We start from the raw sequence: 12,929 nt of genomic DNA on the forward strand, positions 1-12,929 counted from the left end.
AAGCTAAGCCTCACAGCGCCGATGGTACTGCAGGGGGGACCCTGTGGGAGAGTAGGACACCGCCGGACTTCTTTTAAGCAAATGGCCACCCATCGTTGGGTGGCCATTTTGCGTTAACAACATCTAGAACAGGGAGCATCATGCCGGAAGAGGAAGAGCGCCGTCCGCGTCGCAACGACGACAATGGATCGCGCGGTCACCGACCTTCCGGAGGGCGCTCGGATCAGAACCGCAGCGGCGGTCCGCGTCGTGATGACGCGCCCCGACGCGAGGGCGGAGACAACCGTGATGGTGGTGCTCCGCGTTCGGGTGGGTATAGCCGTGATGGTGGCGCTCCGCGCTCCGGTGGTTACAACCGCGATGGTGGTGCCCCTCGTTCGGGTGGGTATAGCCGTGATGGTGGCGCTCCCCGTTCCGGTGGTTACAACCGCGATGGTGGTGCCCCTCGTTCCGGTGGGTATAACCGCGACGGTGGTGCCCCGCGCCGGGACAACGACGCTCCTCGTTCCGGTGGCTACAACCGTGATGGTGGCGCGCCTCGTTCTGGTGGGTACAACCGTGACGGTGGTGCCCCGCGCCGCGACAATGACGCTCCTCGTTCGGGCGGGTACAACCGCGATGGTGGCGCACCGCGCTCTGGTGGCTACAACCGTGATGGTGGTGCGCCGCGCCGCGACAACGACGCACCTCGTTCCGGTGGCTACAACCGTGATGGTGGTGCGCCGCGCCGGGACAACGACGCTCCTCGTTCCGGTGGCTACAACCGTGATGGTGGCGCCCCGCGCCGCGACAATGACGCTCCTCGTTCGGGCGGGTACAACCGTGATGGTGGCGCTCCTCGTTCCGGTGGGTACAACCGCGACGGTGGCGCCCCGCGCCGCGACAACGACGCACCTCGTTCCGGTGGATACAACCGCGATGGTGGCGCTCCTCGTTCGGGCGGGTACAACCGCGATGGTGGTGCTCCTCGTTCCGGTGGGTACAACCGTGACGGTGGCGCACCTCGTTCCGGTGGATACAGCCGCGATGGCGGTGCTCCTCGTTCCGGTGGGTACAGCCGCGACGGTGGCGCCCCGCGCCGCGACAACGACGCACCTCGTTCCGGTGGATACAACCGCGACGGTGGCGCTCCTCGTTCGGGCGGGTACAACCGTGACGGTGGCGCTCCTCGCTCCGGTGGATACAACCGCGATGGCGGTGCGCCTCGTTCGGGCGGGTACAACCGCGACGGTGGCGCACCTCGGTCGGGCGGTTACAACCGCGACGGCGATGCACCGCGCCGCGACAGCGACGCACCTCGTTCCGGTGGATACAACCGTGACGGTGGCGCTCCTCGTTCCGGTGGCTACAACCGTGACGGTGGCGCACCTCGCTCCGGTGGCTACAACCGCGATGGTGGCGCCCCCCGTTCGGGTGGATACAACCGCGACGCCGGACAGGAACGTGACTCGTCGCGTTCCTACCCGCAGCGTGGGGGAGCGGGTCGCGAACGTCCGATTCAGGCAGACGGTGATCGGCCGCGTTTCAACGACCCGCACATCCCGGATGAGGTCACAGCCCGTGACCTGCACACCTCTGCCCGCAACGAGCTGAAGACTCTCAGCAAGGAGAACGCCGAACTGGTCGCGCGTCACCTCGCCATGGCATCTCAGCTCATCGACGAGGATCCGTCCCGTGCGCACGAGCACGCTCTCGCCGCGTCTCGCCGCGCCGGCCGTATCGCGATCGTCCGCGAAACGCTCGGTATCACTGCGTACGCCACTGAGGACTTCGCTCTGGCTCTTCGCGAGCTGCGGACGTATCGTCGCATCTCCGGCAAGGACGACCAGATCGCGCTGATGGTCGACAGCGAGAGGGGCATCGGACGCCCCGACCGCGCCCTCGAGACCGGTCGCGCCGTCGACCGGGCTGCCCTCAGCACGCCCGTTCGCGTCTCTCTGGCGATCGCGATGTCGGGTGCACGCCTGGATCAGGGGGACCTCGAGCTCGCGCTCGGCGAACTCGAGATTCCCGAGCTCGACCCCGACCGTGCGTTCGAGTGGAGCCCTGCGCTGTTCGCCGCTCGTGCAGCAGTGCTCGAGGACCTCGGACGAACTGACGAAGCCGAGTTCTGGGCCCACCGCGCAGAGGTCGCCGCCCAGGCGCTCGGCGTCGACGAGGCCGGCGACGAGGAGATCATCATCGAGGACGGCCTGATCGAAGGCGAGTTCGACGACGACCACGCTGACGCTGACGCTGACGCTGACGCTGACGCTGACGCTGACGCTGACGCTGACGCTGACGCTGACGCTGACGCTGACGACTCTGACGCTCACGACTCTGACGTTCACGACGTCGAGCCCGAGCCGTCCATCGACGACGAGGTCCGCGAGCTCCTCGGCGAAGACGCCGCGGCTGCTGGCACTGACGCTGGCGCCGACGAGACCGCCGAGGGCTTCACAGCATCCGATTCGTCGAAGGAGGCGTAGTGGGGATGTTCTCCAAGAAGCCTGCGCTGCGGACCCCGCTCGACGGCGTGGACGCCGTGCTCGCGGATCTGGATGGCGTCGTCTACGCGGGTCCGGGCGCTCTGCCGCATGCGGTGGAGAGCCTCAACGCCGCCGCGACGACCGCTCGGCTCGGGTACATCACGAACAACGCATCTCGCACAGATGCGTCGGTCGCCGAGCACCTGAGCAGCCTGGGCCTCGACGTCGCGCCCGCTGATGTGATCACCAGCCCGCAGGCTGCGATGCGGCTCCTCGCCGGAATCGTCCCGCCACCCGCCACGCTTCTGATCGTGGGCGGAGCGGGACTCGTCGACGAGGCGGAGAAGGCGGGCTACACCGTCACTCGCAGCGCCGAGGATGCTCCGGATGCGGTCGTGCAGGGCTTCGCCCCCGAGGTCGCGTGGACGGATCTCGCCGAGGCGGCGTTCGCGCTGAAGGTCCCCGAGGAGGATGGCGGCATCCCGTGGATCGCCACCAACACCGACTGGACGATCCCGCGCGAGCGCGGCGTCGCCCCGGGCAACGGCACGCTCGTGTCTGCCGTGCACACGGCGATCGGTCGGCTCGCGACCGTCGCCGGCAAGCCTGAGACGCCGATCTTCGAAGAGGCCACAGAGCGCTTCGGTGCGAAGAAGCCGCTGTTCATCGGCGACCGTCTCGACACGGACATCCTCGGAGCCGTCCGCGCGGGCATCGACTCCGCGCTCGTGCTCACCGGCATCGACCGACCGAAGCACGTACTCGCCGCGCCGGAGGGGTCGCGTCCGACGTACATCCTCAGTGACCTGCGCGAACTGCACCAGCCGTACCCGGAGGTCACGTCGAAAGACGGCGTCCACTCGGTCAACGGCGCATCCGTGCGGGTCGTCGGTGCCGACGTCGAGATCATCGCCGAGGGCGAGTCGCAGATCGATCTGCTTCGGGCAGGCGCATCTGCGATCTGGGCCTCCGGAACACCGGTATTCGTGCTGCGAGTGCCCGAGCGTCTCTACGACGACCCGTTCCACCGGCCCTGACCGACGCCTCGCGCCGCCGTGGCTCCGCCGACGTGTCGGCGCTGCCGCGTACAGTAGAGGCGTGAGTGATGAGACGACGAATGCACCGACCGACGGTCTGTGGAGTCGCCTGCGCCTGATCGAGGGGCAGCCTCTCGCTGCCAGAGCAGACGCGTACTCCGGGCTTCACGAAGAGCTGTCGCGCCGCCTCGACAGCGGCGCGAAGCTCGACCAGCGCGACGCGCCGGGCTCCCGATGACGCGACTCGATGCCGCCCTCGCCGCACGAGGACTCGCTCGTTCGCGCACGCATGCTGCCACGCTCATCGCCGGCGGTCTCGTGAGCATCGACGGCCGCCCCGTGGTGAAGGCCTCGACACCTGTCGCAGACACGGCGGAGATCACTGTCGCCGGCGCCGATCATTACGTCGGTCGTGGGGCGCACAAGCTGATCGCCGCTCTCGACGGATTCGGCATCTCTGCCGACGGCCGCCTCGCGCTCGATATGGGTGCCTCCACCGGCGGCTTCACCCAGGTGCTTCGTGAGCGCGGAGCGCGGCGCGTGCTCGCCGTCGACGTGGGCCACGACCAGATGGCCGCGGCCGTGGCATCCGACACCGGCGTCGTGGTCGTCGAGGGCTACAACGTCCGTCACATGACGCCCGAGAATCTCCAGGAGGTCACGGGCGAAGCGGACGCTCCCGACCTCATCGTCGGCGACCTGTCCTTCATCTCCCTCGAGCACGTGCTGCCCGCTGTCGCGGGGGTCGCCGCTGCCGGCGCAGACATCGTCCTGCTCGTGAAGCCGCAGTTCGAAGTCGGTCGCACCGCGGTGCGCGGCGGACTCGTCACCGACCCCGCCACGCGCGCGGATGCCGTCGCACGAACGGCTTGGAGCGCCTGGGATGCCGGCCTGGGCATGCTCGGCATCCTGCCCTCGCCGATCCTCGGAACGCACGGCAACTCGGAGTATCTCCTGCACCTCGCGCCGGCGCGAGGCAGCGATCCGTCAGAATGGTCAGACCGCATCAACGCACTGGCAGGGAGACGATGAACGAGCGCAACATCCTGGTCGTCGCCCACGCCGGCCGGGAAGCCACTGTCGAGGCGGCCCGCAAGGTGATCGACGAACTCCGCGGTGCCGGTGCGCGTCCTGTGCTCCCGCCCGATGAGAGCGGTGACCTGAGAGCGGTCGACCCGCACTTCGCTGACGTCGACATCCTCGGCGAGACCGTGCAGCAGGACGAGCTCGAACTCGCGATCGTCCTCGGGGGAGACGGCACAATCCTGCGCGCCGCCGAACTGGTGCGCGGCTGCTCGGCACCCGTGCTCGGCATCAACATGGGACACGTCGGATTCCTCGCCGAAATCGATCGAGACGACATGGATGCCGCTGTGCGACGCGTCATCGATCGCGACTACGAGGTCGAAGAGCGCCTGGCGCTGTCGGTGCGCGTCAAAGACGTCGACGGCGCCGTCGTGTACGAGACCTTCGCGCTCAACGAGGCCACGGTCGAGAAGGCCAGCCGCGAGCGCATGATCGAGGTCGTGCTCGAGATCGACGGTCTGCCCCTGTCGAGCTTCGGCTGCGACGGCATGGTCGTGTCCACGCCGACCGGGTCGACGGCCTACAACTTCTCGGCGGGCGGGCCGGTCATCTGGCCCAGCGTCGAAGCCATCGCGGTCGTGCCCCTGTCGGCTCATGCTCTGTTCGCCAAGCCTCTCGTCGTCAGCCCCGACGCCGCCGTGGCCATCGAGATGCTCGAGGGCACCTCTGGTGCCGGCATCCTCTGGTGCGACGGCCGCCGCTCCCACGACCTGCCTCCTGGCGCACGGGTCGTGGTGCGCAAGTCCTCGCGTCCGGTGCGCCTCGCGCGCCTGCATCCCACCGAGTTCACCAACCGTCTGGTGCGCAAGTTCCAGCTGCCGGTCGCCGGATGGCGCGGACAGGGGGCGGCCTCGTGATCGAGGAGATGCGGATGCAGGGGCTCGGCGTGATCGCCGACGCCGTGCTGCCCCTCGGTGCCGGATTCACCGCGATCACGGGCGAGACCGGTGCGGGCAAGACGATGGTCGTGACCGGCCTCGGCCTGCTGCTCGGGCAGCGCGCCGACTCCGGAGCCGTTCGAGCGGGTGCAGCCCAGGCATCCGTCGCCGGCGTGTGGATCGTGCCTGAGACGGGCGACGTCGCCGACATCGTCACGGATGCCGGTGGAGAGCTGGAGCCTGCGGGGTCCGGTGTCGCCGAGCTGTACGTCTCCCGCACGCTGAGTGCCGAGGGCCGCAGCCGCGCGAGCGTCGGCGGACGCGCGGCGCCGGCGGGAGTGCTGTCGGCTCTGGCCGAGGAGCTGGTCGTCGTGCACGGCCAGTCCGAACAGCTGAGGTTGCGCTCCTCCGCGGCGCAGCGCGATGCCCTCGACCGCTTCGGAGGTGCGCCGATCGCCGAGGCGCTGGACGCCTACGCATCGTCGTTCGCCCGGTGGCGCGAGCTGGACGCCGAGATCGCCGACATCACAGAGAACCGCGACCGCCGTGCCGAAGAGGCATCGCGTCTCCGTGAAGCGCTGGCACTCATCGAAGCCGCTGCCCCCGAACCCGGGGAGGACGTCGAGCTGTCCGCACGGGCAGAACGTCTGGCGAACGCCGAGGAGCTGCGCCTCGCCGCGTCACTCGCGCACAGCGCGCTCTCGAGCGAAGAAGGCGAACCGGATGCATCGGCTCTGATCGCCGAAGCGCGTCGCGCGCTCGAGCGCGTCTCCGACGCCGCGCTCACCGACATCTCGGCTGCCCTCGCCGATATCGGCTACCGCATCGCCGATGTCGCGGGGCAGCTCTCGGCATACCTCGCCGACCTCGATGAGACAGGACCGCACGAGCTGGCAGCTGTCGAAGAGCGCCGCGCAGCTCTGGGCACGCTCATTCGTGCGCACGGTTCGCTGGGCGAGGCTCTCGAGCTCTGGCAGACGGGGTCGACGCGGCTCGCTGAGCTCGACGACGACGGCGAGCGGCTCGATCGCCTCGAAGCCGAGCGTGATGCCGCCCGCACAGATCTCGATGCACGTGCTGAGGCCCTGACGGCGGAGCGCACCGAGGCCGCCGCGCGTCTCGGGGTGGCCGTGAGCGAGGAGCTGCATGCCCTCGCGATGCCCGACGCGACCCTCGAGGTTGCGGTGACACCGGGCACGGAGAGCGCTCACGGTCGTGACGATGTCGCGATCCTGCTCGCCCCGCACCCGGGAGCCGAACCTCGATCCGTCGGCAAGGGGGCGTCGGGCGGTGAGCTCTCGCGGGTCATGCTCGCGATCGAGGTCGTCATCGCCGGAACAGACCCCGTGCCCACCTTCGTGTTCGACGAGGTCGATGCCGGCATCGGCGGTGCCGCAGCCATCGAGGTCGGCCGCCGACTCGCCCGACTTGCAGAGAAGTCGCAGGTGATCGCAGTCACTCATCTGGCTCAGGTCGCCGCGTTCGCCACCAACCATCTCTCGGTCGTCAAATCCAACGACGGAGCAGTCACCGCATCGAGTGTCCGTCGTCTCGAGGGTCAGGAGCGCGAGGCCGAGATGGCTCGACTGCTGTCCGGATTGACCGATTCGGATGCCGCGATCACCCACGCCCGAGAACTTCTCAGCCTCGGCACCCCCACCTCCTGATAGGATCGAAGCCCGTGATGAACTCTTCTTCTGCGGGGCCCAAGAACGACACGACCAAGCACATCTTTGTGACGGGTGGTGTCGTTTCGTCTTTGGGTAAAGGGCTCACTGCCGCAAGCCTAGGCAACCTCCTCACGGCCCGCGGGCTCCGCGTCGTGATGCAGAAGCTCGACCCGTATCTGAACGTCGATCCGGGCACCATGAACCCGTTCCAGCACGGCGAGGTCTTCGTCACGGACGACGGCGCCGAGACAGACCTCGACATCGGGCACTACGAGCGCTTCCTCGACATCAACCTGTCTGAGGCCGCCAACGTCACGACCGGCCAGATCTACTCGCAGGTGATCGCCCGCGAGCGCCGCGGCGAGTACCTCGGCGACACCGTGCAGGTCATCCCGCACATCACCGACGAGATCAAGCGCCGCATGCGTCTGCAGGCGACCGAGGACCCGCGTCCTGACGTGATCATCACCGAGGTCGGCGGCACGGTCGGCGACATCGAATCGCAGCCGTTCCTCGAGTCGGCACGCCAGCTGCGTCACGAGCTCGGCCGCGACAGCGTCTTCTTCGTGCACGTGTCGCTCGTCCCGTTCATGGGGGCGTCCGGCGAGCAGAAGACCAAGCCGACGCAGCACTCCGTCGCCGCCCTCCGCCAGGTCGGCATCCAGCCCGACGCGCTCGTGCTGCGCAGCGATCGTCCGGTCAGCGAGAGCAACCGCAACAAGATCGCTCTCATGTGCGACGTCGACGCCGAGGGTGTCATCAACACGGTCGACCTGCCGAGCATCTACGACATCCCGTCGACGCTCAACGACCAGGGCCTCGACTCGTACATCGTGCGCCGCCTCGGTCTCGACCAGAAGGCCGCAGAAGAGGTCGACTGGACGCGCTGGAGCAAGGTGCTGCACGCCGTGCACAACCCCAAGCACGAGGTGACCATCGGTCTGGTCGGCAAGTACATCGACCTGCCCGACGCCTACCTCTCCGTGACGGAGGCGCTCAAGGCTGGCGGCTTCGCGCAGGAGACCAAGGTCAACATCCGCTGGATCCCGTCGGACCGCTGTGAGACCCCTGAGGGTGCGAAGGAGCAGCTCGGCGAGCTCGACGGCATCTGCGTTCCCGGTGGCTTCGGCATCCGCGGCATCGAGGGCAAGCTGGGCGCGCTGAAGTTCGCGCGCGAGCAGGGCATCCCGACCCTCGGCCTCTGCCTCGGCCTGCAGTGCATGGTCATCGAGTACGCCCGCGATGTCGCCGGCATCACCGAGGCATCATCGAGCGAGTTCGACCCGCAGACCACCGAGCCCGTCATCGCCACGATGGCCGAGCAGGTCGAGATCCTCGACGGTGGCGACCTCGGCGGCACCATGCGTCTGGGGCTGTACCAGGCAGCACTCGCCGAGGGATCCCTGGCGCGCGAGCTGTACGGCGCGCCCGAGGCGTCGGAGCGCCACCGTCACCGCTACGAGGTCAACAACGCCTACCGTGCGCGGCTCTCCGAGGCCGGTCTCGTGTTCTCGGGCCTGAACCCCGAGCTCGATCTGGTCGAGTACGTCGAGCTGCCGCGCGATGTGCACCCGTACTACATCGCGACGCAGGCGCACCCCGAACTCCGCTCGCGTCCGACCGCCCCGCACCCGCTGTTCCGCGGACTGGTCGGAGCCGCGATCGAGCGTCACCGCTCGAGTGAGCTGTTCGACGTCGAAGCCGATGCCTGAGTTCGTCGAAGCCGATGCCTGAATTCGACGACCTGCGCGACGAGCCCTTCGAACCGGAAGTGCTCCGCAGCGATCTCGCGTACGAGGGCGCCGTCTGGAACGTCCGCGACGACCGGGTGCGCTACGGCGACGGAGAGATCCGCCGTCAGTATGTCGCGCACACGGGCGCCGTCGCGATCGTCGCCCTGGATGACACGGGGAGGGTGCTGCTGATCCAGCAGTACCGGCATCCGATCCGTCACCGTGACTGGGAGCTGCCCGCCGGTCTGCTCGATGTCGCAGGGGAGGAGCCGCTCGAGGCCGCTCGACGCGAGCTCGCCGAAGAGGCCGACCTGGTCGCTGCGCACTGGGAGCCGCTCGTCTCGTCGTGGACGACCCCTGGCGGAAACGACGAGCTCATCCACGTCTTCCTCGCGAGCGGCGTCTCGGCGGCGCAGGACGCGCATGCGCGCGAGGACGAAGAGGCCGACATCCGCGTCGAGTGGGTCCCGCTCGACGCGGCGGTCGCGGCGGTTCTCGACGGGCGGATGCGCAACGGCATCCTCGGCATCGGCGTGCTCGCCGCCGCCCAGAGGCTGCGCGACCGGAGCTGAGGATGCAGCTCGACCGTGCGCTGGACACGTATCTGCGCCACGTCACGATCGAGCGCGGTCTCAGCGAGCATACGATCGCCGCCTATCGCCGCGATCTCGGTGGCTACCTCGAGTGGCTGGAAGCCGACGGGGTCACCGACACGGCGCAGATCAGCGCGGCCGTCGTCGGGCGGTTCATCGCCGATCGATCGGGTGCCGATCCCGCCCCCGCTGCGACCAGTCTCGCGCGACTGCAGTCGTCGGTGCGCGGGTGGCACCGCTTCCTGGCGCGCGAAGGCATCGAACAGGATGATCCGAGCGGGCGTCTTCGTCCGCCGAAGGCCCCTCGTCGCCTTCCCAAGGCGCTGACGATCGACCAGGTCGAGCGCCTGCTCGGCGCTCCCAGTGCCGAAGACCCGATTGGGATCCGCGACAGGGCTCTGCTCGAACTGCTCTATGCGACCGGCGCCCGGGTGTCCGAGGCGGTCGGACTCGACGTCGACGACCTCGCTCACGGCGACGTGCTGCGCCTTCGGGGCAAGGGGTCGAAGGAGCGCATCGTGCCGATCGGCTCTTTCGCCCGCGACGCGGTGGATGCGTATCTCACCCGCGTCCGCCCAGGTCTCGCGGCGAAGGGGCGGGCATCGGCCCGGCTCTTCCTCGGTGCTCGCGGTGCCCCGCTGTCACGGCAGAGCGCATGGCTCGTCATCCGCTCGGCCGCGGAGCACGCGCACATCACCGCGGAGGTGTCGCCGCACACGCTGAGGCACTCGTTCGCGACGCACCTGCTGCAGGGCGGTGCCGACGTGCGCGTCGTGCAGGAGCTGCTCGGACACGCCTCGGTCGCGACGACGCAGATCTACACGCACGTATCGGTCGACACCCTGCGGGACATCTACGCCACTTCTCATCCGCGCGCCCGCTGAGATCGCGGCGCCGCGGCGAAATCGCGGGATCGCCGGGGCTGAGGCAGTGATCCCGCCAGGCGATCGGTAGACTCGACCGAGCACGAAAGAGCAGGAGAATCGGTGGCTGAGAACGCGGCGAAGTCCAGGGCGAAAACGTCGAAGAACGACGACACCCCCATGGGACCCACCGGGCGTCCCTATCACGGCTTCGCGACCCCTGAACCGCTCGCCTCGCACGGGCCCGCACGCATCATCGCACTGTGCAACCAGAAGGGCGGCGTCGGCAAGACGACGACCGCGATCAACCTCGCTGCGGCCCTCGCTGAATACGGCCGCAAGGTGCTGGCCGTCGACTTCGACCCCCAGGGTGCGCTGTCGGCCGGCCTCGGCATCCAGACACATGACGTGCCGACCGTGTACGACCTGCTGCTCGACACCAAGCGCGACGCGCATGAGGCGATCGTCCCCTCAGGGGTCGACGGTCTCGACGTGATGCCCGCGAACATCGACCTGTCCGCCGCCGAGGTGCACCTCGTGAACGAGGTCGCCCGCGAGACGATCCTCGCCCGTGTTCTCCGTCAGGTGGCGGGGGAGTACGACGTCATCCTGATCGACTGCCAGCCCTCGCTCGGCCTGCTCACGGTGAACGCACTGACTGCGGCTCATGGCGTCATCATCCCGCTCGAGTGCGAGTTCTTCGCGCTTCGCGGCGTGGCCCTCCTGATCGAGACCATCGACAAGGTGCGGGACCGGCTGAACCCGTCGATCACGATGGACGGCCTTCTCGCCACCATGTACGACCCGCGCACGCTGCACTCGCGCGAGGTTCTCGAGCGTGTGGTCGAGGCGTTCGGCGACGACGTCCTGGAGACCGTGATCGGTCGCACGGTCAAGTTCCCCGACGCCTCGGTCTCCGGCGTGCCGATCACCGAGTTCGCTCCGGAGCACGCTGCCGCGCAGGCCTACCTGCGGCTGGCGCGGGAGCTGGTCACCCGTGGCGCTGTCGCCTGAGCTCGAGCCGTCAGACACCCCGGCAGAGTCCGTCTCGCCAGCTCAGTCCGTCTCACCCGCAGAGTCCATCGGGCCTGTCGACGCCGCCGCGGAGCGCGATCCCGAGGTCACGGGAGAAGCCTCCGTCTCGGAGGCCGGATTCCGCGTCTCACTGTCGAACTTCGACGGCCCGTTCGATCTGCTGCTGAACCTCATCTCGAAGCACGAGATGGACATCACCGAGGTCTCCCTGAGCGCAGTCACGAACGAGTTCATCGCGTACCTCAAGGAGCTCGACGACGACGAGGAACTCGACCAGGCGTCGGAGTTCCTGGTGGTCGCGGCGACGCTGCTCGACATGAAGGTGGCGGGGCTCCTGCCGCAGGGTGAGCTGGTGGATGCCGAGGCCGTCGCACTGCTCGAGGCCCGAGACCTTCTCTTCGCGCGCCTCCTGCAGTATCGCGCCTTCAAGGAGGTGTCCGCCTGGTTCGCCCGGTGCCTGCAGCGCGAGGACCGGCGTCATGTGCGCGCGGCCAGGCTCGACGAGAAGCACCGGCGGAAGACGCCAGAGCTCGTCTGGTCGCTCAGCGTCGACGATTTCGCCGCCCTCGCACTTCTGGCCTTCGCGCCGAGAGAGATCCCACATGTCGGCCTCGATCATCTGCACGCGCCGCTCGTCAGCATCCGCGAACAGGCCGCGATCGTCGTCACCCTGCTTCGCGCCGCGGAGTCGGTGAGCTTCCGCGAGCTCGTCGCGGGTGTGAGCGAGCCGGGGATCGTCGTCGCGCGGTTCATCTCCGTGCTGGAGCTCTACCGGCACGCCGCCCTCTCATTCGAACAACTGGAACCGCTCGGCGAGCTGACGCTGCGCTGGGCAGCCGACTCCTGGTCGGACGAGACACTCGCATCGCTGGGAGCCGACTATGACCGATGACGTGACCGAATCCGCGACCGATGCAACCGTGCGGGAGTCTCCGCTGTCCGAGCGCATCGAGGCGATCCTGCTGATCATCGACGAGCCGATCGGTCTCGTCGCCCTCGCCGCGGCAGTCGGCTCGCCGGTGGCGGCAGTACGGCAGACGATCGAGACTCTGGTCGACGATTACGACGGCAAGGGGCATGGCCCGCGTCGTGGTTTCGAACTGCGCGAGGTCGGAGGCGGATGGCGCCTCTACGTGCGCGAGGATCACGACGATGTCGTCGCGGAGTTCGTCGGCGGACAGGCACCTGCGCGACTCTCTCAGGCGGCGCTCGAGACGCTCGCCGTGATCGCTTACAAGCAGCCGGTCACACGCAGCCAGGTGGCGTCTATCCGCGCGGTGAACGTCGACTCGGTCGTGCGCACTCTTCTCGCTCGAGGTCTCATCACCGAGCTGTTCGCGGACTCCGAGACCGGCGCGATCAACTACGGCACCACCGACGCGCTCCTGCAGCACTTGGGCATCAACTCGCTCGACGATCTGCCGCCTATCTCTCCTCTGCTCGACGACGGCGCAGACGGTTTCGACGAAGGGACCATCCGATGACCTCGGTGGAACCCGCTCGTCCGAAGTCGTCGGGTCGCGCGGACACGATGCACAGATTCAGTTTCGACGAAGGGACCATCCG

13 protein-coding genes and 1 rRNA gene are annotated in these 12,929 nt (G+C 68.4%); 13 read left to right on the forward strand and 1 reads right to left on the reverse strand.

What is annotated here, in order from left to right; all coding sequences use genetic code 11:
• A 5S ribosomal RNA gene (rrf, locus tag OPU70_RS00005) occupies window positions 1-68 on the forward strand; the annotation flags it as partial.
• Window positions 69-113: 45 nt separating this feature from the next.
• Here rrf and OPU70_RS00010 read toward each other — a convergent pair.
• On the reverse strand, window positions 114-1,538 hold the full coding sequence (locus OPU70_RS00010) for a hypothetical protein (RefSeq protein WP_498556911.1): 1,425 nt from the start codon (window positions 1,536-1,538) through the stop codon (window positions 114-116).
• A 102-nt stretch (window positions 1,539-1,640) separates the two neighbouring features.
• Here OPU70_RS00010 and OPU70_RS00015 point away from each other — a divergent pair, with 102 nt between their 5' ends.
• From OPU70_RS00015 to scpB, 12 genes are all read left to right on the forward strand, one after another.
• Window positions 1,641-2,468 (forward strand): hypothetical protein, encoded by an 828-nt coding sequence (locus OPU70_RS00015; RefSeq protein WP_498556912.1) that lies wholly within the window; start codon window positions 1,641-1,643, stop codon window positions 2,466-2,468.
• Between the two features lie 5 nt (window positions 2,469-2,473).
• Entirely contained in the window at window positions 2,474-3,505 is a 1,032-nt protein-coding gene (locus OPU70_RS00020) for an HAD-IIA family hydrolase (protein WP_498556913.1), read from the forward strand.
• Between the two features lie 61 nt (window positions 3,506-3,566).
• Window positions 3,567-3,743 carry a hypothetical protein gene (locus OPU70_RS00025; RefSeq protein WP_164481691.1) on the forward strand — a complete coding sequence of 59 codons (177 nt, stop codon included), beginning with the start codon at window positions 3,567-3,569 and terminating at the stop codon, window positions 3,741-3,743.
• Window positions 3,740-4,537, forward strand: coding sequence for a TlyA family RNA methyltransferase (locus tag OPU70_RS00030; RefSeq protein ID WP_042541652.1), 798 nt, complete (start codon window positions 3,740-3,742; stop codon window positions 4,535-4,537). The genes OPU70_RS00025 and OPU70_RS00030 overlap by 4 nt, the downstream gene beginning before the upstream one ends.
• Window positions 4,534-5,448 carry an NAD kinase gene (locus tag OPU70_RS00035; RefSeq protein ID WP_042541651.1) on the forward strand — a complete coding sequence of 305 codons (915 nt, stop codon included), beginning with the start codon at window positions 4,534-4,536 and terminating at the stop codon, window positions 5,446-5,448. The genes OPU70_RS00030 and OPU70_RS00035 overlap by 4 nt, the downstream gene beginning before the upstream one ends.
• A complete protein-coding gene (recN, locus tag OPU70_RS00040) occupies window positions 5,421-7,136 on the forward strand; it encodes a DNA repair protein RecN (protein ID WP_498556914.1) in 1,716 nt (571 codons plus the stop codon). Before OPU70_RS00035 ends, recN begins: the two co-directional genes overlap by 28 nt.
• A gap of 17 nt (window positions 7,137-7,153) precedes the next feature.
• On the forward strand, window positions 7,154-8,851 hold the full coding sequence (gene pyrG / locus OPU70_RS00045; protein WP_042541649.1) for a CTP synthase: 1,698 nt from the start codon (window positions 7,154-7,156) through the stop codon (window positions 8,849-8,851).
• 14 nt (window positions 8,852-8,865) lie between these two features.
• Window positions 8,866-9,444: an NUDIX domain-containing protein gene (locus tag OPU70_RS00050; RefSeq protein WP_498556915.1), complete on the forward strand. Its 579-nt coding sequence runs from the start codon at window positions 8,866-8,868 to the stop codon at window positions 9,442-9,444.
• Window positions 9,445-9,446: 2 nt separating this feature from the next.
• Window positions 9,447-10,349: a site-specific tyrosine recombinase XerD gene (xerD, locus tag OPU70_RS00055; RefSeq protein WP_042541647.1), complete on the forward strand. Its 903-nt coding sequence runs from the start codon at window positions 9,447-9,449 to the stop codon at window positions 10,347-10,349.
• Between the two features lie 159 nt (window positions 10,350-10,508).
• Window positions 10,509-11,342, forward strand: a complete 834-nt coding sequence (locus tag OPU70_RS00060) for a ParA family protein (protein WP_042541658.1) — start codon at window positions 10,509-10,511, stop codon at window positions 11,340-11,342.
• Between the two features lie 151 nt (window positions 11,343-11,493).
• Complete coding sequence (locus tag OPU70_RS00065) at window positions 11,494-12,255, forward strand: segregation and condensation protein A (protein ID WP_376708830.1); 762 nt, start codon at window positions 11,494-11,496, stop codon at window positions 12,253-12,255.
• Entirely contained in the window at window positions 12,245-12,847 is a 603-nt protein-coding gene (gene scpB / locus OPU70_RS00070) for an SMC-Scp complex subunit ScpB (RefSeq protein ID WP_056377104.1), read from the forward strand. The genes OPU70_RS00065 and scpB overlap by 11 nt, the downstream gene beginning before the upstream one ends.
• Window positions 12,848-12,929: the final 82 nt, after the last annotated feature.

The organism is Microbacterium sp. SWDP-B6 (assembly GCF_059803615.1).